The sequence below is a fragment of the Marilutibacter chinensis genome (assembly GCF_021725675.1).
GTDB classification, from domain to species: domain Bacteria; phylum Pseudomonadota; class Gammaproteobacteria; order Xanthomonadales; family Xanthomonadaceae; genus Marilutibacter; species Marilutibacter chinensis.
Window position 1 is genome coordinate 17,017 of sequence record NZ_JAKJPO010000003.1, and the last position, 25,631, is coordinate 42,647.

Genomic DNA, 25,631 nt, shown 5'->3' on the forward strand with positions numbered 1-25,631 from the left:
GTACATGACGGAAGCATCGCATGGGCCGCTCGCGTCCGACAGCCCGATTCGTGCCGCCGTCGGCGCCATGCGGTCGCGCCGCGATGCGCCCCGACACACCGGGGCGACATTGACCCATCGCGCGGGTCGAGCCTGTATCCTCGCCGCAATGCCCGTCACCCCGACCCCAGCGGACACGCCAAGGTTCAGCACCGATCCGGCCCGGCCGGGCTGGCTGCGGCTGAGCGGCCGCTGGACGCTCAACTACGCGCGGGATGTCGGCCTGGCGTTGCAGTCCGCTCCGGAGGACACCGCCGGTTTCGACGCGCGCGGCGTCACCCGGCTCGATTCGCTCGGGGTGCTGCAACTGCTGCGTTTCGCACGCCGGCGCGGGATCGACTTCGACATCTGCCAGTTCGCCGAGGACCACCGCGCGCTGGTCGCGGCGATCGAGGACGTCGCCGACGATCGCCCCGAGCGCAAGCGCGGCTACGGCGTCGCCGAGGCGCTGGCCCGCCTGGGCCGTGCGGTGCACCGCAACTGGAACGAACTGCTGGCCCTGCTGGGATTCTTCGGCGAGGTGCTGGTCAAGCTGGTGCGGATGTTCCGGCAACCGCGTCGGTTCCGCCCGACCGCGACCGTCCACCACATGGAGCAGGTCGGTCTCGACGCGGTGCCGCTGGTGGCGCTGCTGTGCTTCCTCGTCGGTGCGGTGATCGCCTTCCTCGGCGCCAACATCCTGCGCGATTTCGGGGCGACGATCTTCGTCGTCGAGCTGGTCAGCATCTCGTTCCTGCGGGAATTCGCGGTGCTGTTGACCTCGATCATCCTCGCAGGCCGCACCGCCAGCGCGTTCACTGCCCAGATCGGCGCGATGGTCAGCCGGGAAGAGGTCGATGCGATCCGGACCCTCGGCCTCGACCCGGTCGACCTGCTGGTGATCCCGCGGGTGCTCGCCCTGGTGGTGATGCTGCCGCTGCTGACCTTCGTGGCGATGATCGCCGGCCTGCTCGGCGGCCTGACCGTCGGTGCCTATGGCCTCGACATCCCGCCGCCGCAGTACCTGGCCCGCATGCACGAAACGATGGAGTTCCGCCATTTCCTGGTCGGACTGGTCAAGGCGCCGGTGTTCGCGGTGATGATCGCGTTGATCGGCTGTCTGGAAGGACTGCAGGTCGAAGGCACCGCACAGTCGGTCGGCGAACGCACCACCTCCAGCGTGGTGCAGGCGATCTCGATGGTGATCGTGGTGGACGCGTTCGCCGCGATCTGGTTCATGCAGGTGGGGCTGTGACGATGTCCAGCCTGACGCCCGCCCCGGATCCGGTACCCGATCCCATCATCCGCGTCCGCGGCGTGTCCAACCGGTTCGGCCGCCAGGTGGTGCATGAGGACCTCGACCTGGACGTGCGGCGGGGCGAGATTCTCGGCGTCGTGGGCGGCTCGGGCAGTGGCAAGTCGGTGCTGATGCGGACGATCATCGGCCTGCGCCAACCCAACGCCGGCTCGATCGAAGTCCTCGGGATCGACGCGCGCAGCGACGATGCGACACAACGGCGCGAGATCGAACGCCGTACCGGCGTGCTGTTCCAGGACGGCGCGTTGTTCTCGTCGCTGACCGTCGGCGAGAACGTGCAGGTACCGCTCAAGGAGTACCACCCGCACCTGCCGGACTCGCTGCTCTACGAACTCGCGCTGCTCAAGATCAAGCTCGCCGGACTGCCGGCGGACGCCCTCGACAAGCTTCCGGCCCAGTTGTCCGGCGGCATGCGCAAGCGTGCCGGCCTGGCGCGCGCGCTCGCGCTCGATCCGCCGCTGCTGTTCCTCGACGAGCCCACCGCGGGTCTCGACCCGATCGGCGCGGCGGCCTTCGACCGCCTGATCCGTACGCTGCAGCAGGCGCTGGGACTGACGGTGTTCCTGATCACCCACGACCTCGACACCCTGTACGCTATCTGCGACCGGATCGCCGTACTCGCCGACCGCAGGGTGGTCGCCTGTGCCCCGATCGACGAGGTGGAACGGTTCGGCCATCCCTGGGTGCAGGAGTACTTCCACGGCCCGCGCGCGCGCGCCGCACAGGCCGCCCGTCGCACAGAGTGAAGGCAGACGCTGATGGAGACCAAGGCCAACTACGTTCTGATAGGCGCGTTCACGATCATCGTGACGCTGTTCCTGCTGCTGTTCGCGTTGTGGGCGGCCAAGTACTCCTCCGAGAGAAGCTGGCAGGCCTACGCGGTGATCTTCAACGAGCCGGTCACCGGGCTGTCGGAGGGCAGCATGGTCCAGTACAACGGCATCTCGGTCGGCACGGTCGAGTCGCTGCGGCTGGCGCCCGACGATCCGCGCCGCGTCTTCGCCCAGTTGCGGGTCCAGGCCGACACCCCGATCAAGACCGACACCCGTGCCAAGATGTCGATCACCGGCATCACCGGCAGTCCGATCATCCAGCTCACCGGCGGCAGTCCCGGGGCACCGTTGCTGGTCGAGGCCGACACGCGCGAGATCCCGGTCATCGAGACCGAACCCTCGGCCCTGCAGAACATCGCCGACACCGCCAACCGGCTGGTCGCGCGGCTGGACCAGGTACTCAGCGAGGAAAACGTCGCCAACATCGCCAGCACGCTTGAGAACATCGAGGCGATGACCGGCGTGATCGCCGACCAGCGCGAGGACCTGCGCGTGCTGATCGCCAACGCCCGCCGCTCCAGCGAGCAGCTCGAAGCGACCCTGACCACCACCCATGACGCGATGGAAAGTCTCGATCGCGAACTGGTGGACAAGCTGCCCGGGCTGGTGTCGCGGCTGGAAAGCACTCTGGCCAATCTCGACGCCACCGCCAGCAGCGCGAACGGCATCCTGTCCGAGAACCGCGCGGCGATCGGCAGCTTCGCCAACGACGGCCTCGCCCAGCTCGGCCCGACCCTGGGCGAGCTGCGCGGCCTGGTACGCGATCTGCGCCGCATCAGCGACCGTCTCGACAGCAATCCGACCCAGTATCTGCTGGGTCGCGACGCGCCCAAGGAGTTCGTCCCCGAATGAGCACCAGGAACCTGACGGATCTGCCGCCCCCCACCTCGCCGCGCGTGCGCCATCAGCCCGGCGCATCGGCAGGACGGGCCTTCATTCGCCTGACCGCGTGCGCGCTGGCGCTTTCCCTGCTCGCCGCATGCTCGATCCTCGGCCCCGTCGACCCGAAGGACGCGGTCGCGCGCTACTCGCTCGATCCGCGCGTCCAGGCGGATCCGGCATGGCCGCAGGCCGACTGGCAGCTGTCGCTGGCCGACCTGGACGCCGCTCCGGCCGTCGACAGCCTGCGCATTCTCGTGCGGCCCCAGCCCAACGAAGTCCAGGTCTACCAGGGCGCGCGCTGGGCCAAGCTGCCCAGCAGCATGGTTCTCGACGGCGTGCTGCGTGCGCTGGAGGATTCGGGCCGGATCCGCGCGGTCGCCCGCCAGGGCAGCGGCATCGGCGCGGACTACAAGTTGGTGATGGATCTGCGCCGCTTCGAATCCGAATATGCCGACGGCGCCGCCCTGCCGTCGGCAGTGATCGAGGTCAGCGCCAAACTGCTACACGTCCCGGACCAGCAGGTGGTGGCCTCGCGCACCTTCCTGCAGTCGCAGCCGGCCGGTGCCCCGGCAGTGGTGGACGTCGCCGCCGCGTTCGAACAGGCGTTGGCCGCCAACAGCCGCGACATCGCCGGCTGGGTCCTGGTCTCGGGCAACGCGCATGAACACGACGCGCATCCATAACTGAGCGGCCTTCAGCCGCGGATCGACAGGACTCGCGGATCAGCCCTCGTCGTGGGCTCGAAAAGCGGCCCCCGATCGTCGTCCCGGCGCCGTGAACGTGACCGGCCTCCAGAAGATCGCCCTGGTCCGGCCCCCTGTGCGCGATCACCTGCGTGATCCGCGGCCAGTGTCCCCGCATTCGCCCGCCACGATCCGGCGGAAAGTCAGGTTGACGCGCTCGCCTACCGGCCGCCGGGTGCGTGGCAACGCGTGCCGGTAATGCAGCTGGGTCGGTCCCGACATCACCAGCAGGCTGCCATGGGGCAGCTCCAGCGCCAGTCGCCGCGATGGTTCGGACCGGTGCCTGAGCAGGAACCGGCGCGTCGCGCCGAGGCTCAGCGAGCCGATCAACGGTTCGGATCCCAGTTCGGCTTCGTCATCGCTGTGCCACCCCATGGCGTCGCGCCCGTCGCGATAGCGGTTGGCCAGCACGCTGTTGAACACGTTGTCGCCACCGACCTGGAGCGTCTCCGCCAGCCGCTCCCGGACCGGCTCCAGCGCCCGGGGCCAGGGACGCGGCTCGAACAGCGTCCCGGAATAGCGATAGCGGGCATCCGCATCGCCTATCCAGCAGCTCAGGCGCGGGGATGCATGTTCGCGGCCGAACAGACGGATCCGGTGCACCTCCCAAGGCACGTCCCGCAGCAACGCTTCGAGCAGGGCGTCGGCCTGGTCCGGCGGGAGCCAGTGCGGGTCGAAGCCGATCCGCGCGCCGGGCAATGGGATCTGTGTCAGGGCCATGTTCCACGCAGACGGGTGGGATTTGCGACAATGACGGATCGTTGCACAAGCCAGCCGCAAGTGGAGCAGCCCGCATGAACGAAGCCCAGACGCACGATGGCGCCGCGATCGAGCGTGACGTGATGGAATACGACGTCGTCACCGTAGGCGCCGGTCCGGCGGGGCTGTCGTTCGCGATCCGGCTCAAGCAGCTCGATCCGGACATCTCGGTCTGCGTGATCGAGAAGTCCAGCATCATCGGCGCCCACATCCTCTCAGGCGCCGTGATCGAGACCGGTCCGCTCGATGCGCTGTTGCCGGGCTGGCGCGACAACCCGCCACCGATCTGCGTGCCGGCGACCGAGGACGAGTTCTGGCTGCTGAGCCGGGACGGCGGACGCAGGCTGCCGGTGCCGCCGGGGATGAACAACCACGGCAACGTGATCGTCAGTCTGGGTGCGATGTGCGCCTGGCTCGCGCCGCAGGCCGAGGCCCTGGGAGTGGAGATCTATCCCGGCTTCGCCGCCGCCGAAACCCTGCATGCCGAGGACGGCAGCGTGACCGGCGTGCGCATCGGCGACATGGGCGTGGCCAAGGACGGTTCGCGCAAGCCCGGCTTCACCGCCGGCATCGACATCCGCGCCAAGGTGACCGTGCTCGCCGAGGGCGCCCGCGGCCACCTGACCAAGCGCCTGGTCAAGCGCTTCGGGCTGGATGCCGACAGCGATCCGCAGGGATACTCGATCGGCATCAAGGAGCTGTGGCAGGTGCCGGAGGAGCGTGTCAGTCCCGGCAGGATCGTGCACAGCTTCGGCTGGCCGGCCGACAACCGCACTTACGGCGGCAGCTTTCTCTACCACCTGGACAAGGGCCGGATCGCGCTCGGCTATGTCAGCGGCCTCGACTACAAGGATCCGGATTACAGGCCGTGGGAGGCCTTCCAGCAATGGAAGAACCATCCGATGGTCAAACCGTTGCTGGAGGGCGGCAGCATCGTGTCGGCGGGTGCCCGCGCGATCGTCACCGGCGGCTGGCAGTCGCTGCCGAAGGTCGAGATGCCCGGCGCCCTGCTGATCGGCGACACGGCGGGCCTGCTCAACGTGCCGAAGGTCAAGGGCACCCACCAGGCGATCCGCAGCGGCATGCTGGCCGCCGAGCACCTGATTGGATCGTCGCTCTCGCCTGCCGGCTTCGACGCCCGGCTGCGCGGCTCCGAAGCGATGGCCGAGCTGAAGAAGGTCCGCAACATCAAGCCCGGCTTCAAACGCGGGCTGTGGTTCGGCATGCTCAACGCGGCCTGGGAAACGGTCACCGGCGGCCTGTCGCCGTGGACGCTGAAGAACAAGCCGGACTGGTCGTCGCTCGACAAAGTCGGCGCACATGAACAACCCAAGCGCGATTACGTCGAGCGCAGCCTGGAACCGCGCGACCGCCTTGCCGGCGTCTACTTCGCCGCGACCGAGCACGACGAGGACCAACCCGTGCACCTGCGCGTGCACGACACCTCGGTCTGCGTGACCCGCTGCGCACAGGAGTACGGCAATCCCTGCACCCGCTTCTGTCCTGCCGGGGTCTACGAGATCGTCGAGCAGGCCGACGAGGCCGGCGAGGTCGCCAAACATCTGCAGATCAACGCCGCCAATTGCGTGCACTGCAAGACCTGCGACATCAAGGACCCGTACCAGATCATCGACTGGGTGACGCCGGAGGGCGGCGCGGGACCGAATTACCAGAACCTTTGAGGGGCCGAACTCCTCATTCCGACCCCGTAGCAGCTGCGGAAGCGATCTTCTGCTTCCGCGGCTGCCACAACCGGATTACAACCCCGGATCTTGGATCATCCAACCTTCCGAGTACCCGGCAAATCGCATGCTGGTGTAAGAGGTCGCCCCGTTGCTCATCCAGATTCCCAACGCGTTGACCGAGGGCGCATCCCAAACGATATCAACGCGCCCGTCTCCGTTGTAGTCGCCGGTCGCGGCGATCCTGTTGGTTCTACTGACCGTTCCCTGACCAATGGACAGCCGCTGCGCTCCATTCATCATCCAGAACTGGAAGTTATTGGCACGATCGGTGTGATAACGCCATAACAGATCATCGGTGCCATCTCCATTGACGTCACCCACCCCTACCAAAGACCAACCCGCGGCGTATGTGGTTACCGCAAAATGCCTCAAGCCGATCGAGGTACTCAAGGTCATTACCAGCTTGCTGGCACTTGGGGCGTCCCAGAGGATGTCGAGCTTCCCATCGGCATTGAAATCCCCCGATGCACGGAAGACATAGCTCTGTCCGACGGTCATGGAGCCGATAGAGAGACGGGTCAGGCCATCCATCAACCAATATTGGAAGTTATTGGTGGCTTCTGTCGTGGAGCGCCACAGGAGGTCACTTTTCCCGTCTCCATCCACATCGCCAGCAGCGACGACCTTCCAGTTGGAGGCATAACCGCCGAGATTGCGCTTGTTGAACGTTCCGTCGTCACGACCGAACCATATCTGTATGCTGCGTTGCTGAGTCAGATCCCAGACAAGATCAAGATGGCCGTCGCCGTCGAAATCGCCGCTACCGGCCAGCCGGGAACGTCCCACCGTAGTATCTGAGCCCGCGCCGATCCTCTGCAGGCCGTTCATCAACCAGTACTGAAAACTGCCTGTTGAGCTGCCGTCAAACAACCACAGAAGATCTGAGATTCCGTCTCCATTGACATCCAGATCTGCACGGCGCGCCGGCTTGGGGTCGATCTTCGTTGCCCGGAAGCCCGCGATGATCGAAGCCGTGTTGTTGATGCTGCGCGCGTTGTTGGCGCTCGCGGTACCGCAGGCCCTGCCCCCGCACGTGGTGATGTTGGGATTCGAGAAGACGCGGTAACCGGTCTGACCCGAGTCGCCATAGGCCATGATCGTGTAGAAGTTGCCCTGCGTGCTGCCGGTCTTGTAGCCGTACGAATACGAAAAGGCGCCAGGCTCATTGTCCGCGGCTTCAGAGTCGTGCTGCGACCCCAGATTGTGGCCGATCTCGTGGGCGAAGGTCTCCTCGCGGCAGAAATAGGTCTTGCCGTCGGTGCCGGCGTCCTGTCCGTCGCTGATGACCGAATAGCCGAAGTACTCGTCACTGCTGTTGATGCCGGACATCCCGCCGCCCAGCAGCCAGGCCACGCCGCAGCCATCGTTCTCGGGGTCGTTGAACTTGCGCACCAGCGCGACCAGGTCGGCGCCATAGGTCTCGCGCGCCTGGCGAAGGGCGTTGAATGCAGGATCGGGCGTGATCCGGGTGGACGGCGCACGGAATCCCGTCAGCTTCTCGAGCGCGTCGGTATTGTCGGTGTTGTCCGCGAAACTGACCTGCATCGAGTGCACCAGCCGCAGCTCGGCATTGATCTGGCTGGTGACATACGCCTGGTTGGTGATGTCGACGAGGTTGCGAATACGGGTTACCGCCGCGGACTGCGAGCCGCGGGCGGCGGCAAAGCCGCCGGTATAGCCAACCAGGACATCGATGACCGTCGTGCCGGCCGCCGCAGCCTCGATCGTCGGAGCGGCGGACGCCGTCGCCCCGCCCGCCGGCGCCTCGGCCATCACGTTGCCGGAGGCCTGCACGCGCCTGGGCGGTAGCAGATAATCCGGGGAGGTCGGGTGTGTCGCTTCGTTGCGGATCTCGCCGAGCAGGCCCTTGTCCGCCGAAACCACCCACGCACGGCCGTCGGAAAGCGTCAGCCGCAGCGGCGGTTGCTCGTTGCCTTGCGGGATGGTGCCGAACACCGCCTCCTCGCCGAACGTGATGACTGCGGTCTGACCGTCGGCCGCCTCGCCGATCCAGCTCCAGTTGCCATCGGGATGCTCGACATGACGCTGGTAGGCCAGCTTTATCGGAGTGCCATCCGGGGACTCGAAGGTCAGCTCGCCGCTGGCGACGGCGCGGAAGGCGTGTTCCTCGCTCAGCTCGGCCGCATGCCAGGTGTATGCGCCGGTCCGCCGTGGCGCCACTTCCGCGGCGTAATGGACCAGCGAACCCGTGTCCGGGTATCCGGCAAACGCGGAAGCGCGCCGCCCCTGAGCCATGGACGTATCCGGGATGGCGGACGACGAGACTGCCGACGGCATCGCCGTCCCGGCGAGCGTCTCACCGCCCCTGTTCAGACGTGCCGATTCGAGACCGCCGGACCAGTCCTGCGAGCACGCACACAGGATCAGGGGGGTCAGAGAGAGCCCCAGCCACAGGGAGAGTTTCTTCATTATCCAGATACCTATCAGCAGACGACGCACAAGGCCCGGACGCACCGGACCACCCCCAGCCATGAGCCGAGTGTAGACAGAGTCTACGCAGGCTGCCTACATCCCGTGCGGTTCCGATTGCAGATATGGAAACGGAATCCCAGCCATTCAGCCGATGACCGGACAACCGGTCGCGTTTTCCAGCATTTCCCGGGTGACTTCAGGTGCCAATTCGACCAGCTTCAGCCCCTCGGGCGCGATGTCCATCACGCCCAGATCAGTGATCACGCGATCGACCACACCGACCCCGGTCAGCGGCAGCGTGCACTCGGGGAGGATCTTGTGGCTTCCGTCCTTGGCGACGTGTTCCATCAGCACGACCACCCGCTTGACCCCGGCAACCAGGTCCATCGCCCCGCCCATCCCCTTGACCATCTTCCCGGGCACCATCCAGTTGGCGAGATCGCCCCTGTCGGTGACCTGCATTGCGCCGAGGATCGCCAGATCGATGTGCCCACCGCGGATCATCGCGAAACTGTCATGGCTGCCGAAGTAGCTCGCGCCGGCACGCGCGGTCACGGTCTGCTTGCCGGCATTGATCAGGTCGGCGTCCACTTCGTCCTCGGTCGGAAACGGGCCGATGCCGAGCAGGCCGTTCTCGCTCTGCAGCCAGACGTCGACGCCGTCGGGAATGTGGTTGGCCACGAGGGTCGGCAGACCGATGCCGAGATTCACGTAGGCGCCGTCGGTGAGTTCGGCCGCGGCGCGCTGCGCCATCTGATCGCGGGTCCAGGGCATGTGCGTCTTCCTTCTCGTTCGTGGGCGAGCGCGCTCAGGCGGCGCGCACGGTGCGCTGCTCGATGCGCTTTTCGGGGGCGGGGTTGTGGACGATGCGATCCACATAGATGCCGGGCAGGTGTACCAGGTCCGGATCGATCGCGCCGATCTCGACGACTTCCTCGACCTCGGCGATGCAGACCCTGCCGGCCATGGCGCAGGCCGGGTTGAAGTTGCGCGCGGTCTTGCGGAACACCAGGTTGCCGGCCTTGTCGGCCTTCCATGCCTTGACCAGGGACACGTCGGCGGTCAGCGCGGTTTCCAGCACATAATGCTTGCCGTCGAACTCGCGCGTCTCCTTGCCTTCGGCGACGACGGTGCCGTAGCCGGTGGCGGTGAAGAACGCGGGAATGCCCGCGCCTCCGGCACGCAGGCGCTCGGCCAAAGTGCCCTGGGGGTTGAATTCCAGCTCGAGTTCACCGGCCAGGAACTGCCGTTCGAATTCCTTGTTCTCGCCCACGTAGGACGAGACCATCTTGCGGATCTGCCGGGTCTCCAGCAGCAGGCCCAGCCCAAAACCGTCGACGCCGGCGTTGTTGGAGATCGCGGTCAGGCCCTTGACGCCGGAGTCGCGCAACGCGGCGATCAGCGCCTCGGGAATGCCGCACAGGCCGAAGCCGCCGACCGCGAGGGTCTGATCGTCGGCGACCACGCCCCGCAAGGCACTCGCGGCATCGGGATAGAGCTTGTTGCCCGCCGGGCGGGCATGCGACGCGCTGGCTGCGTCAGTCATCTGAGCCACTCCTGGAGTCCATTGACCGGAACGCCGCAAGTCTATCGCGGCCCCGCCGCTGTCCGCACCGTACTTTCGGGCAGGGCAGCCCCAGCACGCGCCGATGCCGCTGCTCAGGACCGTCCGTAGACGTCCTCCAGGCGGACGATGTCGTCCTCGCCCAGATAGCTGCCGGACTGCACCTCGATCAACTCGACCGGCTCGGTGCCGGTGTTGCGCAACCGATGCACGCTGCCGAGCGGGATATAGGTGCTCTCGTTCTCACGCAGTTCGAACACACGGTCGTCGCAGGTGACCTCGGCTGTGCCGGACACGACGATCCAGTGCTCCGCACGGTGCGCATGCTTCTGCAGACTGAGCGCAGCACCGGGCTTGACCACGATCCGCTTGACTTGGAAGCGCTCGCCCATGTCGATCGAATCGTAGTTGCCCCACGGCCGGTAGACCTTCCTGTGGAACAGGTGCTCCTGGCGTCCTTCGCTCTTGAGCCGGTCGACGATCTTCTTGACGTCCTGGACCCGGTCCTTGCGCGCGACCAGGGTCGCGTCGGCGGTGTCCACGATCACCAGGTCGTCGACCCCGAGGGTCGCGATCATCCTCCGGTCCGCCGCCCGCACCAGATTGCCGGTACTGTCGACTGAAATGACATCGCCCTGGTTGAGGTTGCCGTCGCCGTCACGTTCGGCGACCGCCCACAGCGAGGACCACGAGCCGATGTCGCTCCAGCCACAGCTGACGGGAACCACCGCCGCCCTCTCGGTTTTTTCCATGACCGCGTAGTCGATCGAGTCGCTCGGACTCGCCAGGAATTCGTCCTTGGGTAGGCGGGTGAAGTCCAGGTCCGACATCTTCCCCGCATAGGCTTTCTGTACCGCAGCAAGGATGGCCGGCGCATGCCGCCCCAACTCTTCGAGGTAGCGGCTTGCCCGAAAAAGGAACATGCCGGAGTTCCAGGCATACGAGCCCTCGGCGACATAACGTTCCGCGGTGGCGGCATCGGGCTTCTCGACGAAACGGGAGACCCGGTACGCTCCCGTAACCAACTCGCCGCCGCGACGGATATACCCGTATCCCGTTTCGGCGTAATCAGGCGTGATCCCGAACGTCACCAGCCACCCCTCGTCCGCCGGCGCCCAGGCACGCTCCACGGCCGAACGGAACGACGCTTCGTCCTCGATCAGGTGGTCCGCCGGCATCACCAGCATCATCGCGTCGGAATCCCTGTCCACCACATGCAGCGCTGCGAGCGCGATCGCCGGCGCGGTGTTCCGGGCCACGGGTTCCAGGATGATGCCGCCACTCGCCAATCCGATGCCATGCAGCTGTTCGCCTACCATGAACCGGTGATCATCAGCACATACGGTCACAGGCGGTTGTGCATCCGGCAGGCGGCTGGCACGCAGCAACGTCTCCTGGAACAGCGACCGGTCGCCCAACAGGGACAGAAACTGTTTAGGTTGATTGTGCCGGGACAGCGGCCAAAGCCGGGTTCCGCTGCCACCGCTCAGGACGACTGGATGAAGCATCTACCGCTCCGTGATGAGTTGATCGGGGGAACACAGGATGACGGCCGCCAGGCACTCTCTTAGGTGTTGCCGACGCGAAACCATCCCTCGACGCGCCAGGCGCGCGACTGTCATTCTCGCATGACGCATACAACCAACGCTGCGACGCCCCCGCCCGAAACGAGCGGCGAACGGACGCGCACCGGATGTCCGTGAGCGCATAAACGTTCGACGGCCAGACACCAGGCTGGCGCGCGCGGCCGCGAGCGGCTGTTCACGGGCTTGCCCGAACGGCATCGGCCAGGAAGCCCGCTGCGCGACAGGGGCCCATCGTCTTTCCTCAGTTCGCCGCCTGGCGCGACGGCCCGCGGTACGGGATTGCGCGGCCCGGCAGTGGGAGCCAGCATCGGACGGCGAGCTGGCACTGTCGCTGGAGGCCCCGCCCGAAACCCTGGCATCGTGGCCGCATCGGTTCTGACTGGAGCTGCGGGCCCGCCTCGATCCTGGTTCCTGACCATAGCCCTGCCGGTCCACAATCCGGACTCGGCGCCGTTCGCGCTCAGCGCGACCCTGCGCATCAATCTGTGGGTCGGCGACATCGGCAGCGCGGCCTGCACGGGCTGGACGGGCACACCACCCTGGAGTCGCCCGGCGGCCCGCGCCTGCGCCAGCCGCCAGAACCGCAGGCCTCCGCCGGTGCGATCGACCGTGTCTATCCGGACGTCGCCGCACCGCTACGGCTGGAGGACGGCAACGACGCTCTCACGATCGCGATGGACGGTTCCGCGCCGTGGTGGTCTGGAACCCGGGCGAGGTGGCCGTCCGGCGGCTCGACGACCTCGCCCGGCACTTCGTCTGCGTCGAGGCCGGGTACATCCTCGAACCCCTCGAGCACGACCCCACTGGCAACTGGCGGGGTCGCCAGCGGCTGTCGCTGGCGGCGACCTGAATCCCGGTGTCGGCAACGGCCGGTGCGTTAGAATTATGGGCTGGCCCGTCCGCCAAGCGGCCTCGGGCTCCGTTTCGAAGTCACTCCAAAGCCCTATTCAGGAACCCCCACTCGATGAAGATCCTCGTCGGCTACAAGCGCGTGGTGGACTACAACGTCCGCATCCAGGTCAAACCGGACGGCTCCGACGTCGTCACCGACGGCGTCAAGCTGTCGGCCAACCCCTTCGATGAGATCGCGCTGGAAGAGGCCCTGCGGCTGCGCGACAAGGGCATCGCCAGCGAGGTCGTGGTCGCCACGATCGCCCCGGCCGACGCCCAGGCCCACCTGCGCAACGGCCTGGCGATGGGCGCCAACCGCGCGATCCACGTGGTCGGCGATGCGCCGATCCAGCCGCTGACCGCGGCCCGCGCCTTCCTCAAGCTGGTCGAGAAGGAACAGCCGGACCTGGTGATCCTCGGCAAGCAGGCGATCGACGACGACGCCAACCAGACCGGTCAGATGCTGGCCACGCTGTGGGGCCGCCCACAGGCGACCTTCGCCAGCAAGCTGGTCATCGCGGACGGCAAGGCCACCGTGACCCGCGAGGTCGACGCGGGTCTCGAGACGCTGGAAGTCGAACTGCCGGCGGTGGTCACCACCGACCTGCGCCTGAACGAACCGCGCTTCATCAAGCTGCCGGACATCATGAAGGCCAAGAGCAAGCCGATCGACACGATTCCGTTCGCCGATCTCGGCGTCGACACCGGTGACATGCTGAAGACCATCGCGTTCGCTCCGCCGCCGAAGCGCAGCAAGGGCATCATGGTCAAGGACGCGGCCGAGCTGGTCGCCGCACTGAAGCAGAAGGGGTTGCTGTGATGAGCAAGGTATTGATCGTTGCCGAGCATCTGGACGGCAGGCTGAACGCCTCGACCGCCAAGTGCGTGTCCGCCGCGCAGGCGCTGAAGCCTGAATCCATCGACATCGTGGTGCTGGCCGCCGACCCGGCGGCGGTCGCCGCCGACGCCGCGCAGATCGCCGGCGTCGGCAAGGTACTGGCCGTCGCCAACGACGCCAATGCGCACGCTGTGGCCCAGGTGCAGGCACCGCAGGTCGCGAAGCTGGCCGCCGGCTACAGCCACGTGTTCGGCCCTTCGACCACCTTCGGCAAGGACCTGATGCCCTGCGTCGCCGCCCTGCTCGGCGTCGCACAGGTTTCCGACGTGATGGCGGTCGAGGGCAGCCACACCTTCAAGCGCCCGATCTACGCCGGCAATGCGATCATCACCGTCGAGGCGCCGGCCGACCAGGCCGTCGTCGCGACCGTGCGCACGGCCTCCTGGCCGGAAGCCGCGCGTGGCGGCACCGCAGCGGTCGAAGCGGTTTCGATCGACGCCGAACTGCCGACCCATACCCGCTTCGTGGGCCTGGAGGCCGGCAGTTCCGACCGCCCCGACCTGCAGTCGGCGCGACGCGTGGTGTCCGGTGGACGCGGCGTCGGCTCCGGAGAGAACTTCAAGATCATCTTCGATTTCGCCGACAAGCTTGGCGCGGCGGTCGGGGCCTCGCGTGCGGCGGTCGACGCCGGTTACGTCCCCAACGAGATGCAGGTCGGCCAGACCGGCAAGATCATCGCTCCTGAGCTGTACGTGGCCATCGGCATCAGCGGTGCGATCCAGCACCTGACCGGCATCAAGGACGCAGGCACGATCGTCGCGATCAACAAGGATGCCGACGCGCCGATCTTCGAGGTCGCCGACATCGGCCTGGTCGGGGATCTGTTCAAGCTCCTGCCGGAGCTGGAAGCGGCGCTTTGAGACCTTTCATTTCCTGCCTTTCCCCAGAAGGTGAGTCCAGAACTAATGCCTAGAAAAAAAAAGGTCATGGTGGTATTCGGAACCCGCCCCGAAGCCATCAAGATGGCACCGGTGGTTTCAGCGCTGGGTGGTATGCCTGATATCGAACCTCTCGTCACTGTCACTGCCCAGCACCGCCAGATGCTCGACCAGGTCCTCGACCTGTTCTCAATCTCGCCCGATGATGACCTTGACGTGATGGAGCCTGGACAGACACTTCCTCGACTGTTCAGCAAGATCCTGACGGGCATGACGGCGGTCATTGAGCAGCGAAAGCCAGACCTGGTACTAGTTCACGGCGACACCAGTACAACGTTGGCCACCAGCCTGGCCGCGTTCTACGCCAAGGTCCCAGTCGGACACGTCGAGGCAGGGCTGCGCACCGGCAATATGCAGGCGCCTTGGCCCGAAGAGGCCAATAGACGTCTGACGGCGCCCCTTTCGGCACTGCACTTCGCTCCTACTGAGCGCTCGGCAAAAAACCTGATCGACGAAGGCATCCCAGGCGAAGACGTACACATCACCGGCAACACCGTGGTCGACGCACTACTGGAGGTGGTAACCCAGATCGAGGCTCGCTCCGAACTCAGGAATGAGCTGGAAGCGCGGTTTCCCTTCCTAGACGGGTCCAAGCGCCTCATCCTGGTTACTGGTCATCGCCGCGAGAACTTCGGCGCTGGTTTTGAGCAGATCTGCTTTGCGTTGGCCGACATCGCGGAGCGGGATGACGTTCAGGTCGTCTATCCGGTGCATTTGAATCCGAACGTCCAAGAGCCGGTCCAGCGCCTGCTTTCAGGTAACCCCCGTGTGTTCCTGATCGAGCCCCAAGACTACCTACCCTTCGTATATCTGATGTCACGCGCCTACCTGATCCTGACCGATTCCGGCGGAATCCAGGAAGAGGCGCCCTCGCTCGGCAAGCCGGTTCTGGTGATGAGGGAAACGACGGAACGTCCGGAGGCTGTCGAAGCCGGCACAGTCCTGCTCGTCGGAGTGAACCGCGAGCGGATCGTCGGCCAAGCGATCCGACTGCTCGATGATGCTTCCACTTACCTGGCCATGTCTCGGGCCCATAATCCCTATGGAGATGGCAAGGCCGCCAGGCGGATCGCTGACGTCATTGCGGCCATGCATCGATCGCCAGGTGCGTGAACGGCTGCGCCGGGATGCGCACGACCAGAGCCATTTCGCCACAGCCTCCGTGGCTGCCGGATGCCGCACTCGACCGCCGCCTCCGGATTTAGGGGAGGCGGCCCTGATGGCGACCAGCAAGCCCCGAAGACATCGCCACCGCACGCTCCGGACATGTGCGGCAGGATCGCGAATCCGCGAGCTTGCCACATGTCTGTTGCCAGTCCCAGGAACCTCCAATCCTCAGGCCCCTCGCGACCGCCTGACACACGCCCCCCACCGCATTCACACGACAAAAGCCCCCGGACCACAACTTCCATGAAGAGAACACTTTCGATGGCCGCCATGGCCCTTTTGGTCGCTGCATGCGGTGAAGCTCCGGTCCCGCCCCCGTCCGAAACGGAAACCGGCGCGACGGCAGCAACGAGCGCTCCCGCCCCCCCCCGGACGAACATGCCAGCCATTCCGAAAATGCTCGAGCAGCCTCTGCCCCATTCCGTTGGAATGCCTTTGGAATACAACCTGAGAACGGACAGCGAAACAGGGCGGCGGCGGAAAATCGGGCTGGACTATCTGAAAGTCACCCAGACGCAGGCACTGGATGCCATGACGGCTGCCCTGCAGGCCGAGCACTACACTATCGTGCAGGCGCGGAACGGCGAGGATGGAAGCGTCACCAGGCTCTTCCAGCATCCTGATGGCACCCGCCTGACGATGACCGTGACCCGCCGGAAAGGCTCCAACACCAGCCACCTGCCAGATGCGCGAGGACGCATCGTCTTCGACTTCAGATTTCCTGAACGGAAAACAGCAGGCAATTGAGCCGAATTCCGGGCCGCGCCGCGGCGCTCCCATCCCCCCATTTCCCCCGGAGTACGTCGATGCGCCTCGTTGCTCATATCGGACTGCACAAGACAGGTACCACTTCGCTGCAACTGGCGATGGCCGCCAACCGCGAGCTCCTCGGAAAATCGGGGGTCCTGTACCCGGTAGCCGGGCATATCGACTCCGGTGGCCACCTCAATCTCGTTTGGGAGCAGGTCAGCCAATGGAAGTTCAAGCCCCATTTCGGTGGTCTGTCCGCCTTCGTGCATGAAGTCCGAAATACCGACTGCGATACGGTCATTCTGTCGGCCGAATCGCTGAGCGGCTACTACAATCGCACGGAGCCCGTCGAACTCGTAAAGAAGCTGTGCGACGACCTGGGCACAAGAGCCACCATCGTCTCCACCATCAGGCCTCAGCACACTTTGCTCGATTCGCTGTATGCGCAGAATGCGTCGACAGGCTATACAGACCTTGATTTCAGGTCCTACGTCACCAAGACCCTGACTCAGCGCAGCTTGGAACTTGAGGTGCTGCTTGGGCGGTGGTACGAAAGCTTCGATGACGTCCGGCTCCTGGACGTGGACGGAAACAGGGAGAAGCCGCTCATCGCACGATTCCTCGAAATGTGTGACATCGAAATGCCGGCCGGCATGAACGTGCTGGGGAGAGCAAACGAACGAGCCACCATTCATACCGTCGAATACGGAAGGTATGCGGCAAGAGTCCTGGCAGGCCTGGAGGTTACCCCTGCCGTACGTCACCAGATCATTTCGATGGTGGCGAAATTGACACGCGCCAGATATCCCGGCGACCCGAAATTTTCCGGGCTCGACCGCGAGATGGCGGAGTTCCTCCATATGCATTTCAGCGAGCGGAACGCGCAATTCGCCACTCGACGGCTGGCAGGCATTCCGCCCTTCGCCTCCGACGACAAGCCCTTGGAGAAGGCCAAGCCATCGTTCCTGGACCTGGAAAAGGCAGATCAGGAAGAGAGGCTGACGTTCGAACGGATCCTGGCTTCCGCGATCATCTCGACCCAGGCCCAGAAATAGCCAGAAATAGATGGCGGGCACCTGCCGCGACCGCAATCGTCGCATGATGCCAAGTCCCTATTTCGCGACGAAGATACTCACCTTCTTCTCGCCGCGGTCGTTCACCGTCCTGTAGATCTTCGACCTGGGGAAAACCTCGGCCATATCGGTCCCCAGGTACAGGATCAGGTCCTCATCGGTCGTCAGCCGATCCATCTCGACATCGATGCGGCATGTCGCGCTGCGGCAGCTCACCTCGGCCCCTTTTGCTTCGACACCTGCATTGGAGATTGCCGATGCCAGGACGTCGTCCAGAAAGTCCTGGGTGGACGACGCCCACTTCTGGTCAACGGCTTCCTGGTTGAACCGGTCCTCCTGGACCGCGATATCGTTTCCGGCAGGACTGGCCGGACGATTCAAGACCGGGGCTCGTATCTGAGTTCCCGGCAGTAAACCACCCGGTGCAGCGGTTCCTGCGGGGCGGCGTCCCTCCTGCGCAACCGTCCGTGTGCCCATCGCTCCCTCCAGCCGGGCAAGCCGCTCTTCCATCTCATCAAGTCGCTTGGCGATGGCCGCAGCGTCCTCTGCCCGGCCGGCATCGTCTGCACAGCCCGCGACTCCGGAAACAACCAGAAAAGCAGTAAACAAACTGCAGGCTTTCATCGCCCCCCCTTGGAAAGAAGCACCCATCCGGCCCACGACCAGCTCCGCCCCTCTTTATTCCCGTATGCTCGCACGCAAGCGCCGGATCGCAGGACCCGGCGCTTGCGGCAAACAGGTGCTACAGAATCGGAACGAGATTCACGTCCGTTATTGCGACCTCTTCGAGCCGTATCGCGTTGAGGCGCACCATCGGAGGAAGCAGGCAGCTGAGCCCCAATGGGCTGTCAGTGCCATTGCCGGAATCCATATCCGGAATCACGAGATCGACCCGGGTGGATCCCGAGAAGCCTACGGCCGAAGCCGAGCCCGTTTCGGTAATGACACCGTCGTGGGTTATCTGCGCGGTGCAGGTCACCGTTCCCCCGGGGGAGTTTTCGAAACTCAATTGGACATGGACATTCGCATGGCCGGTCACCAGCAGCGGAACGCTGTACGAATCCCATTGCGCTTCGCTGTCGAGAGGAATCGTGCAGGCCGCATATCGGGGGACGGTACTCACGTTCTGGATACTGGAAGCCCTGATTATGAAGTCATCCCACTTGTTCCCGCCCCCCGGGACGCAGGCCGCGCCGGTAACGATCTTGTTTTCGGGCAGGAGGCTTTCAAGGAGCTGTGCATGGGACGGGGAGGAGAACAGGAAGCCTCCCACCGAAACCGCAACCAGAAGAAATCCCCTTTTCACCACAGACGCCAAGGTTACATTTTCCATAATCTACACCCCTTTTCGCACGGAGCCACGTGCATTCAGATCCTTCGCGTTGGGGGCAATCCCAGCACTCGCCATGTGAAGCAGCAGTGATGGGAATTCATCTGGACGTGCACTATCCGACAAATAAATGTGATGAACATCACATATTAGATTTTATTAATATAAATGCCAGATGAATGAACTGGCCTGCCGGGAAGTCCGGAGGGCAAGGCGACTGCCCGCCAGGCCCGCTCCGCCTCCTGTCCCTCGTGCTTCGCCGCAATGGAAAGCACACACGAATCAACCGTCCATGGCTGTCCTGATCCGTCAGGGAACAACGTACTGGTGAGGAGTGGCGTCGCTGGCGCCACCTCGTTGAAGCGAACCCAAGACGATCTCAGGAGCAAAACAATGGCCTACCACCACCGCCTGCTGGCTGCCGCCCTTCTGCTCGCAGCGCCTCTCACCTACTGCGAGCTCGCCTACGCCCAGACGACGACGGGGGCGGACGACAAGATCTGGACAGGCAATGCCTGCGTGCCCGCCGCCGGAAATTCGTGGTTCACCACGAAGATCCGGCCCACCCATATCCAGAACGTGCAGAACGTTCCCCGCTACATCACCTGCACCGTGGAAGTTGATGCCGACCAGACCTGGAACACCGCCGACAACAACGGTGGCACCAACAACGGATCCGCCTCCTTGTTCCTCGATTTCGACTACAGCGAGGCATCCTCGTCGACCACCACCTGCACGGTCCAGTTGATCAACAACTCGACCAATACCATCGTCGAAACGAGCACCCTGTCCGTTGCCGGAACAGGCGGAGATGCCACGGTCGGATTGAGCTTCTTCAATCTGCTGCAAGGCTCGGCCGATGGCGTATCCCTTGGCTTCAATTGCCTGCTACCGCCGCTGGTCAAGCTGACGACGATCAACATCGAGGAATACGCGGCGACCCATCAGAACACCATCTATCCCTGATCGCCCCGACCCGTACATGTCCGTACAGCAGCGGCACCCATTGATATCGGAGCTCGTATGTCAACATCACGGAATCCATGGACTTTGCGCAATGTATTGGCACAGCGGCCAAAATCCAGCACTGCGGTCATCGCTGCTGCCTTCTTTTCCATGGGCGCCATTGCTGGCTATGGCCTCAAGGCCGATAACGGACAGAGGGACGATGTCGCAATGACCGCCAAGGTCATGGGCGCTTCATTGAACCAGAGCGTTCCGGCGACACTGCAATCCACACTCCCTCCGAGCCCGCCCAGGGCTCGGAGGGATCCCTTGGCCGACCCAATGGCACAGGCCCGCGCTGATCGTGCGGCCCGAATGAAGCGCATGAGGGAAGACGATGCCTATGCGCTGCAGGTCGAGAAAGAACGTCTGGCAGCACTGGAGGCGGAATTCTCGAGAGAGCCTGTCGACCATGCATGGTCGACGATGGCCAGCCAGCATCTCAATGACTCGGTCGCAGCCGCGGCGAACGACTCCCTGGCCAAGATCAAGCAGACCGACATCAGATGCCGCAGTCAAACCTGCAGCATCCGCATCGATATGGAGGCCAGCTCTTCACACGAAGACCTGCTTATGTACCTGACCACCAACATGGCAGAACTCCTGCCGCATGCCAGGCTGGTCGTCCTGCCTCCTGCTCAAGGTCTGCGCCAAGTCAACATCTATGCGGATAAAGGCATGGCGCAGGACCATAATCCGGGACGGGATGAGGCCTGAGCACCCGACTGCAGGCAATGGCCGCAGGAAGACAGCCGCGCCCACGCGGATGACATGGCTGCCGGCACTGGACTGGCGTCGGCTGGACGCGCGTTGCGGTAATGGACGATACGTTCGCTGTGGGCTTGGTGGTCGCCGGAATCTCTCCACGACAAGGCCGGCGGCATCGCCCGCAGGCCCCGGCACGCCGGGGCCCATGGCCGTCACACCAGGCCGGCTTTGCGCCTTCCGGCGTTTTCCCTCGCGAATCTATAGACTTCCTGATAGACGAGGATGGTCTGATCCCACCGTCTCGATCCTTGGATCCACGATTCCGCCTCTTCGACCAAGGCCCTGCGCTTCTCGGAAGACCGCTCGAGCTCGCCCAGGCAGCGGGCCAGATCCAGGTGGTCCCCAGATCGGAATACCATGCCCCGCTTCCCGGCGCCCACGATTTCAAGCAAGGCCGGACGATCGCTGACGATCAACGGACGTTTCATCGCCATGGCTTCGAACGGCTTCATAGGGGTTACAAAGTCGCTGGCGAAGTCGGCGACCCTGGGCACCGTGAAGATATCTATCGCGTTGTAGTAGCGCGCGATTGCATCGTGCGGAACCTCACCAGTGAACACGACGTGACGCTCGATACCCAGTTCGGCCGCCAAGACCTTGAGGTTCTCCAGCTCCGGGCCGTCGCCGACGATCAGGCAATCCAGGCGGGCGCCCTGGGACCGGGCATGTGCGACCGCCCGCAACAGGACGTGATGGCCTTCGCGAGCGGATACGTTGGAGATGTATCCGGTCGTGACAGGTTCTCCAAGTCCAAGCGAGCGCTTGAACTCCGAATCGATCGACGAGGGCGAGAACATGGAAGGGTCGATGCTGTTGGGTACGACGAAGATCTTGTCGGGATCGACACCCCTGTCGATCAGTCCCGTCCTCATGGTGTCGCAGATGGTCACCACCGCATCCGCCTCCCTCATGCAGCGATCTTCCTGGGCGAAGCGCGCCTTGGTGAACTCCGCATCCAATACCCAGTCCGTCATGCCCCGCCAACAATGCTCGTGATAGGAGCGAACCTCGTATACGAAAGGGATGTCCATGGCGCGTGCGGCCGCTAGGCCAACTAGTGCCTGCTCATAGCCCCGGTAGCCAGAACTTGCCTGAATGACGTCGACAGGATGCTGCTGGAGGATACGGGTAATCAGCAATGCGGTGAAATCCAGTTGCTTGGTGACCGGCACCTCACGCAGGTCCTCGCGTGACATTGGGTTCAAACGGAAATAGGAAATTCCTCCAACCGTCTCGGTCTCCCAAGCGTCTCCGGTGGTGCCCGCATGAGGATAGCCCAAGGGCGTGATGACCACCGGATCGAGGCCGGCTTCCTTCTGGAAACGCACGATGTTCTTGCAGCGAATCGCTCCCCCGGTGTTTTCGTACGGCACCGTCGTCTTGAACAGATGCGCAACGCGAAGTCCACTCCCGTCATTCCCGCTCCGAGGCGTCGCAGGCGTTCGCCCTGACGATGGCAGATAGTGCGTATCGACCTCTTCAAGCGCAGCATTCGCAATCCGGGCCTTGAGCCTCAGCCGGGCGTGGGCGGCTCCGGACAGCCCAGACGCGGCTGCGATGAGACGCCTGAGCCGCCCGATGTCCCCCAGTCGGCGACAGGCGTCGATCCCCCCGGACACCACGGCCGGGTCGCTTGGATACCGGTCCATCAGTTCGTCGAGTAGCGCCTTCACCGCATCGGGCGAGTGCTGGACCAGCTCGGCAAGGTATGCGGAAAGCGCCGGAGCCACGGCACCCTGGACCATTGTTGCGAAGGCATCGAACTCCCACTGCACGGCCACGCATGCCGGCCCGGCATCCGGATGCATGCGGGCAATCAGCTCGTGGGCGCCGGATGGCGGCAGGATACGTGCCGACAGGGAGAGCATCTCCATGCCAGCAATCCCGACCGACAGCCGTCGCGGCCTCATGTATGTCACGTTTCCAGCGACACGGGTCGACGCATGATTGCCGGCGAGGACCGTTCCCGGGACCAAGGTCTTCTTGCCGGAATCCCCGAAGAAGAAACCGAATTCCGGAAGGTCTCCGTCAGAGCCGGCCGGACGCAGTATCTGCAGATTGATCGTGACTTCCCATGCCTCGGAAACAGCGGACCGGATCTCGAATCTCCCCTCGCCAGACAGCGTCTCACCGCATTGGCTGCGCGCGACGTCGAGCACCTCTCCGGCCACTTCCCTCGAGACGGCAAGCAAGCTGCCGTCCCTTCCCCGGAACCGGATGAGCGCCCGGGCAGTGTCCGCGGGCGGAACGATGGCATGAAGACTCTCCAGCACTTGGCCGGAGCTTCCCTTCAATGTGAAAGGCCCTGCCCTCGTCCCTGCCCTCGCTCCGGAATCCGGGAACTCGATATCGAAATATCCGACGACCTCTTCCGTGGACGCGTCCGAGAACGTCCGTAAACGTATGACCTGCGGCAGTCCGACCCGGTCGGATTCGGTACTTTCCAGCTTCACGGGCAGGACGACGTCCTTCACTACGGCGAGCCACTGGCTGTCGTCGAGCTCCGGCGGCAATGCACTCAACACCTCCGGATCGCCCACGACCGCCAGGGCCGGGCCGGCCTTCCATGCATGCACATGCAACCTGAGCTCGACCGCAGTTTCCGGCGACAGCAACTCCACCTCCGTATCGGCACCGTCCCTGGAAGCCGCACCGTAGAAATAGTTCATGAAGCGCTGCGAATGGGTCAGTCCGGGATGATCGCCTTCGATGACGTTGCCGTCCCGGTCCAGATAGATGGCCTGAACCACCGCGGCATCGGCGGCGGAGACTTCATCGACCAAACGCAAACGAAGCCGGAAGGTGCTTCCGGGGGAGACCTGGACCCCGCGGACCTCACGGGCGGAATCGATCTCCTCGACGCAGCGGGGCACCGCCGTGAAGGCAAAATTGTCCGACCCCTTCCATTTGCGCGCGCGAATGAGCACCCGGTGCGCGCCCGCAGGGGCGCGGACGATCGACCTCGACCAGACCTCATCGCCTGCAGACACGACCGGAAAACTGACGTAAGGACCGAGCTTTTCATTGTTGGAAGCGCCCGCATAAGGCCCACGCAGCTGCTGCCCGGCTTCATTGAGGAAGCGCAACTGGGCAACGGCGGCGGCCTGGCCCGCGGCATGCGGATCCATGGCCGACACGGCAAAGGCGTAGTAGCGTCCCTCGGCGACCGGCACACAGGTCTCGATTCGATCCGCGACTTCCGCACCAGGCATGTTCATTCCAGTATCGTCGGTGGTCATCTATTGTCCCGTGCCAAGACGCTTATTCAACTGAGCAAAGAATTCGCCGGATATCTTCGCCGGCGCGTGACGCTCCCGAATCGCTGCGATGCTGCTGGACTCCACCGGATGCCTCAACGCCAACGCCATTGCGTCGAGCAGTCCGGAGTCGCTGGCCGGGTCATACAACAAAGAGTCCGATTCCCGATAGGTCTCGAGAACGCCACCGATCGCGGGTGCGATCAAAGGCTTGTCGAAGCTGGCGGCAAGCAGGGCCACACCTGAATTCAACGTCCGCGTATAGGGAGCCACGGCCACGTCCGCTGCGTTGAACAAGGTCTGGATCTCACGCTCCTCCATCGGGTTCGGAATCACCCGGATAGCAGGGTTGGAAGCGGCGGCGTCCTGAACGGCACGCGTGTACTCCCAATCCACCGGCTTGCCGGCGATCGTCAACTGAAGCCTGCGTCCTCGCTCCAGTTCGCAGAGCTGGTTGAAAGCCCGGACCAGCTCCACGGTGCCTTTGTACGGCTGGATGGAGCCAAACTGCAGGAACATGTAGGCATCGGGATGAATGTCGAGATCGAGTCGCCCACCGGCTCGGTCGCCGAGGTTGGCATACCAGTCTTCATAGGACGGATGCGGTACATAGAACACCTTCGACTCATCGATGCCGAAGACCGGACGAGCCTCCTCGACCGAACTCCTGGACAGCACGTGGATCAGGTCGACCCGCTCGGAAAGAATCTCCCGCAGCCTGACCTCGGCGTCGCGATCGGCGCAGTCGTGCGGAAGGATGTTGTGCAGGCTCCAGACAAGGCGATGACCCGATGCCTTCAGCATCGCGAGCTGGACTTCGAATTCACGCAGACGTGCTGCGGCATCGCTTTTGGAAACAGCCCCCTTCAGAACCAACGCAAGCCAATGCAGGTGGATGACGGAACGTCCTCGCCAATTGACCGCTCCCAATTGCGACAGCGAGGTCATCGGAACCACGGCGAACCCGTGGCGGCTCGCCTGCGAATACAATATCCGTTGGAAGGGATTCATCGCGGCCGCCGGTGCGTATGTCAGCACCCATGGAAGGTCCTCGGTACGGCCGCCGCCCTCGATGGCCGCATCCATGAATGCCTCGATCGGCGACTTTTCGCCCTTGGCGAGTTCAGTCAGTCTCACGATAACTCCTGCCCGTAAAAAAGCTCAGCCGACGCGAACTGGATCAGCGTCTCACGATCCAGGTGACATGGACGATGCCTGTCGCATCGTCGCTCTCAAGCTCGGCGCCTTCACCATTGAAGAAGCTCGTCTGGATTTCCGAACCATCCGGACCGGTATAGATCACGATGAAGCCGTTGTCGCGGTCGGTACGCTCACCGCGCTCGTAGCCGTTCTTCTCCACCGCCATTGCGATCTGCTCATCCGCTTGATCGAGCGGAATACCCTGAATCTCGACCACGACCCTCCGCTTGGTCGCTCCGCCGAGCTTTTCCTGGCGATTGGCACGGACTTGATGGGCGAATGGCAGGACAAAGCCAGAGGGCAACACTCGCGGCGGACGCGGACGGGTTACCTTTTCGGACCCCTGAGCCACGTCCTCGGTCGCCGAACCGGCGCTGGTGCCTGCATCCTCATGGGCAGGCGCCGCAGGCTCCTGGCTACAGGCGGCAAGCAGGAGAATCGCGATCGTCGGAGCTAGGAATCTGGACATTGTT

The 25,631-nt window shown here is 64.3% G+C and carries 23 protein-coding genes; 13 read left to right on the forward strand and 10 right to left on the reverse strand.

What is annotated here, in order from left to right:
- The first annotated feature begins 4 nt into the window (after positions 1 to 4).
- Genes L3V18_RS05745 through L3V18_RS05760 form a run of 4 tightly spaced genes read left to right on the forward strand, consistent with a single transcriptional unit; the run spans position 5 to position 3,734 of the window.
- Positions 5 to 1,273 carry an ABC transporter permease gene (locus L3V18_RS05745; RefSeq protein WP_425493473.1) on the forward strand — a complete coding sequence of 423 codons (1,269 nt, stop codon included), beginning with the start codon at positions 5 to 7 and terminating at the stop codon, positions 1,271 to 1,273.
- A 2-nt stretch (positions 1,274 to 1,275) separates the two neighbouring features.
- Positions 1,276 to 2,082, forward strand: a complete 807-nt coding sequence (locus L3V18_RS05750; RefSeq protein WP_237053737.1) for an ABC transporter ATP-binding protein — start codon at positions 1,276 to 1,278, stop codon at positions 2,080 to 2,082.
- Positions 2,083 to 2,094: 12 nt separating this feature from the next.
- Positions 2,095 to 3,021 carry an MlaD family protein gene (locus L3V18_RS05755; protein WP_237053738.1) on the forward strand — a complete coding sequence of 309 codons (927 nt, stop codon included), beginning with the start codon at positions 2,095 to 2,097 and terminating at the stop codon, positions 3,019 to 3,021.
- Positions 3,018 to 3,734, forward strand: a complete 717-nt coding sequence (locus tag L3V18_RS05760) for an ABC-type transport auxiliary lipoprotein family protein (RefSeq protein WP_237053739.1) — start codon at positions 3,018 to 3,020, stop codon at positions 3,732 to 3,734. The genes L3V18_RS05755 and L3V18_RS05760 overlap by 4 nt, the downstream gene beginning before the upstream one ends.
- A gap of 144 nt (positions 3,735 to 3,878) precedes the next feature.
- Here the strand turns inward: L3V18_RS05760 and L3V18_RS05765 are convergent, their stop codons facing one another.
- Positions 3,879 to 4,514, reverse strand: coding sequence for an alpha-ketoglutarate-dependent dioxygenase AlkB family protein (locus L3V18_RS05765; protein WP_237053740.1), 636 nt, complete (start codon positions 4,512 to 4,514; stop codon positions 3,879 to 3,881).
- Between the two features lie 74 nt (positions 4,515 to 4,588).
- Here L3V18_RS05765 and L3V18_RS05770 point away from each other — a divergent pair, with 74 nt between their 5' ends.
- Complete coding sequence (locus tag L3V18_RS05770; protein ID WP_237053741.1) at positions 4,589 to 6,235, forward strand: electron transfer flavoprotein-ubiquinone oxidoreductase; 1,647 nt, start codon at positions 4,589 to 4,591, stop codon at positions 6,233 to 6,235.
- A gap of 75 nt (positions 6,236 to 6,310) precedes the next feature.
- Here L3V18_RS05770 and L3V18_RS05775 read toward each other — a convergent pair whose 3' ends face one another.
- The 4 genes from L3V18_RS05775 to L3V18_RS05790 all read right to left on the reverse strand — a co-directional run bounded on the left by L3V18_RS05775 (position 6,311) and on the right by L3V18_RS05790 (position 11,803).
- On the reverse strand, positions 6,311 to 8,728 hold the full coding sequence (locus L3V18_RS05775) for a reprolysin-like metallopeptidase (protein ID WP_237053742.1): 2,418 nt from the start codon (positions 8,726 to 8,728) through the stop codon (positions 6,311 to 6,313).
- Positions 8,729 to 8,875: 147 nt separating this feature from the next.
- Entirely contained in the window at positions 8,876 to 9,505 is a 630-nt protein-coding gene (locus L3V18_RS05780) for a CoA transferase subunit B (RefSeq protein ID WP_237053743.1), read from the reverse strand.
- A 34-nt stretch (positions 9,506 to 9,539) separates the two neighbouring features.
- On the reverse strand, positions 9,540 to 10,277 hold the full coding sequence (locus tag L3V18_RS05785) for a CoA transferase subunit A (RefSeq protein WP_237053744.1): 738 nt from the start codon (positions 10,275 to 10,277) through the stop codon (positions 9,540 to 9,542).
- A gap of 113 nt (positions 10,278 to 10,390) precedes the next feature.
- On the reverse strand, positions 10,391 to 11,803 hold the full coding sequence (locus L3V18_RS05790; protein ID WP_237053745.1) for a mannose-1-phosphate guanylyltransferase/mannose-6-phosphate isomerase: 1,413 nt from the start codon (positions 11,801 to 11,803) through the stop codon (positions 10,391 to 10,393).
- A gap of 769 nt (positions 11,804 to 12,572) precedes the next feature.
- Between L3V18_RS05790 and L3V18_RS05795 the strand changes: the two genes are divergently transcribed.
- From L3V18_RS05795 to L3V18_RS05820, 6 genes are all read left to right on the forward strand, one after another.
- Positions 12,573 to 12,731: a hypothetical protein gene (locus L3V18_RS05795; RefSeq protein WP_237053746.1), complete on the forward strand. Its 159-nt coding sequence runs from the start codon at positions 12,573 to 12,575 to the stop codon at positions 12,729 to 12,731.
- Between the two features lie 114 nt (positions 12,732 to 12,845).
- Positions 12,846 to 13,592, forward strand: a complete 747-nt coding sequence (locus tag L3V18_RS05800) for an electron transfer flavoprotein subunit beta/FixA family protein (protein WP_237053747.1) — start codon at positions 12,846 to 12,848, stop codon at positions 13,590 to 13,592.
- Positions 13,592 to 14,530, forward strand: coding sequence for an electron transfer flavoprotein subunit alpha/FixB family protein (locus L3V18_RS05805; RefSeq protein WP_237053748.1), 939 nt, complete (start codon positions 13,592 to 13,594; stop codon positions 14,528 to 14,530). Before L3V18_RS05800 ends, L3V18_RS05805 begins: the two co-directional genes overlap by 1 nt.
- A 66-nt stretch (positions 14,531 to 14,596) precedes the next feature.
- A complete protein-coding gene (wecB, locus tag L3V18_RS05810) occupies positions 14,597 to 15,721 on the forward strand; it encodes a non-hydrolyzing UDP-N-acetylglucosamine 2-epimerase (RefSeq protein WP_343226315.1) in 1,125 nt (374 codons plus the stop codon).
- 297 nt (positions 15,722 to 16,018) lie between these two features.
- Positions 16,019 to 16,522 carry a hypothetical protein gene (locus tag L3V18_RS05815; RefSeq protein ID WP_237053750.1) on the forward strand — a complete coding sequence of 168 codons (504 nt, stop codon included), beginning with the start codon at positions 16,019 to 16,021 and terminating at the stop codon, positions 16,520 to 16,522.
- Positions 16,523 to 16,581: 59 nt separating this feature from the next.
- Positions 16,582 to 17,580: a hypothetical protein gene (locus L3V18_RS05820; RefSeq protein WP_237053751.1), complete on the forward strand. Its 999-nt coding sequence runs from the start codon at positions 16,582 to 16,584 to the stop codon at positions 17,578 to 17,580.
- Between the two features lie 57 nt (positions 17,581 to 17,637).
- On the opposite strand, the gene L3V18_RS05825 is transcribed toward L3V18_RS05820, so the two are convergent.
- Both L3V18_RS05825 and L3V18_RS05830 read right to left on the reverse strand, forming a co-directional pair.
- Positions 17,638 to 18,222: a hypothetical protein gene (locus L3V18_RS05825; RefSeq protein ID WP_237053752.1), complete on the reverse strand. Its 585-nt coding sequence runs from the start codon at positions 18,220 to 18,222 to the stop codon at positions 17,638 to 17,640.
- A gap of 118 nt (positions 18,223 to 18,340) precedes the next feature.
- Positions 18,341 to 18,931 carry a hypothetical protein gene (locus L3V18_RS05830; RefSeq protein WP_237053753.1) on the reverse strand — a complete coding sequence of 197 codons (591 nt, stop codon included), beginning with the start codon at positions 18,929 to 18,931 and terminating at the stop codon, positions 18,341 to 18,343.
- A 390-nt stretch (positions 18,932 to 19,321) separates the two neighbouring features.
- On the opposite strand from L3V18_RS05830, the gene L3V18_RS05835 reads away from it, so the two are divergent.
- Both L3V18_RS05835 and L3V18_RS05840 read left to right on the forward strand, forming a co-directional pair.
- Positions 19,322 to 19,894 carry a hypothetical protein gene (locus tag L3V18_RS05835; RefSeq protein WP_237053754.1) on the forward strand — a complete coding sequence of 191 codons (573 nt, stop codon included), beginning with the start codon at positions 19,322 to 19,324 and terminating at the stop codon, positions 19,892 to 19,894.
- 84 nt (positions 19,895 to 19,978) lie between these two features.
- A complete protein-coding gene (locus tag L3V18_RS05840) occupies positions 19,979 to 20,650 on the forward strand; it encodes a hypothetical protein (protein WP_237053755.1) in 672 nt (223 codons plus the stop codon).
- A gap of 203 nt (positions 20,651 to 20,853) precedes the next feature.
- Here L3V18_RS05840 and L3V18_RS05845 read toward each other — a convergent pair whose 3' ends face one another.
- The 3 genes from L3V18_RS05845 to L3V18_RS05855 are packed head-to-tail and all read right to left on the reverse strand — an operon-like array spanning position 20,854 to position 25,627.
- Complete coding sequence (locus L3V18_RS05845) at positions 20,854 to 23,940, reverse strand: glycosyltransferase (protein WP_237053756.1); 3,087 nt, start codon at positions 23,938 to 23,940, stop codon at positions 20,854 to 20,856.
- Positions 23,941 to 25,095 (reverse strand): glycosyltransferase family 4 protein, encoded by a 1,155-nt coding sequence (locus L3V18_RS05850; protein WP_237053757.1) that lies wholly within the window; start codon positions 25,093 to 25,095, stop codon positions 23,941 to 23,943.
- Positions 25,096 to 25,138: 43 nt separating this feature from the next.
- A complete protein-coding gene (locus tag L3V18_RS05855) occupies positions 25,139 to 25,627 on the reverse strand; it encodes a hypothetical protein (RefSeq protein WP_237053758.1) in 489 nt (162 codons plus the stop codon).
- Positions 25,628 to 25,631: the final 4 nt, after the last annotated feature.

Coding starts and splice junctions, on each gene's coding strand:
- L3V18_RS05820 (WP_237053751.1), top strand. CDS start 16,582: ATGCGCCTCGTTGCTCATATCGGACTGCACAAGACAGGTACCACTTCG.
- L3V18_RS05750 (WP_237053737.1), top strand. CDS start 1,276: ATGTCCAGCCTGACGCCCGCCCCGGATCCGGTACCCGATCCCATCATC.
- L3V18_RS05755 (WP_237053738.1), top strand. CDS start 2,095: ATGGAGACCAAGGCCAACTACGTTCTGATAGGCGCGTTCACGATCATC.
- L3V18_RS05760 (WP_237053739.1), top strand. CDS start 3,018: ATGAGCACCAGGAACCTGACGGATCTGCCGCCCCCCACCTCGCCGCGC.
- L3V18_RS05855 (WP_237053758.1), bottom strand. CDS start 25,627: ATGTCCAGATTCCTAGCTCCGACGATCGCGATTCTCCTGCTTGCCGCC.
- L3V18_RS05830 (WP_237053753.1), bottom strand. CDS start 18,931: ATGGAAAATGTAACCTTGGCGTCTGTGGTGAAAAGGGGATTTCTTCTG.
- L3V18_RS05745 (WP_425493473.1), top strand. CDS start 5: ATGACGGAAGCATCGCATGGGCCGCTCGCGTCCGACAGCCCGATTCGT.
- L3V18_RS05805 (WP_237053748.1), top strand. CDS start 13,592: ATGAGCAAGGTATTGATCGTTGCCGAGCATCTGGACGGCAGGCTGAAC.
- L3V18_RS05765 (WP_237053740.1), bottom strand. CDS start 4,514: ATGGCCCTGACACAGATCCCATTGCCCGGCGCGCGGATCGGCTTCGAC.
- L3V18_RS05780 (WP_237053743.1), bottom strand. CDS start 9,505: ATGCCCTGGACCCGCGATCAGATGGCGCAGCGCGCCGCGGCCGAACTC.
- L3V18_RS05845 (WP_237053756.1), bottom strand. CDS start 23,940: ATGACCACCGACGATACTGGAATGAACATGCCTGGTGCGGAAGTCGCG.
- L3V18_RS05770 (WP_237053741.1), top strand. CDS start 4,589: ATGAACGAAGCCCAGACGCACGATGGCGCCGCGATCGAGCGTGACGTG.
- L3V18_RS05790 (WP_237053745.1), bottom strand. CDS start 11,803: ATGCTTCATCCAGTCGTCCTGAGCGGTGGCAGCGGAACCCGGCTTTGG.
- L3V18_RS05800 (WP_237053747.1), top strand. CDS start 12,846: ATGAAGATCCTCGTCGGCTACAAGCGCGTGGTGGACTACAACGTCCGC.
- L3V18_RS05775 (WP_237053742.1), bottom strand. CDS start 8,728: ATGAAGAAACTCTCCCTGTGGCTGGGGCTCTCTCTGACCCCCCTGATC.
- L3V18_RS05825 (WP_237053752.1), bottom strand. CDS start 18,222: ATGAAAGCCTGCAGTTTGTTTACTGCTTTTCTGGTTGTTTCCGGAGTC.
- L3V18_RS05815 (WP_237053750.1), top strand. CDS start 16,019: ATGAAGAGAACACTTTCGATGGCCGCCATGGCCCTTTTGGTCGCTGCA.
- L3V18_RS05785 (WP_237053744.1), bottom strand. CDS start 10,277: ATGACTGACGCAGCCAGCGCGTCGCATGCCCGCCCGGCGGGCAACAAG.
- L3V18_RS05835 (WP_237053754.1), top strand. CDS start 19,322: ATGGCCTACCACCACCGCCTGCTGGCTGCCGCCCTTCTGCTCGCAGCG.
- wecB (WP_343226315.1), top strand. CDS start 14,597: ATGGTGGTATTCGGAACCCGCCCCGAAGCCATCAAGATGGCACCGGTG.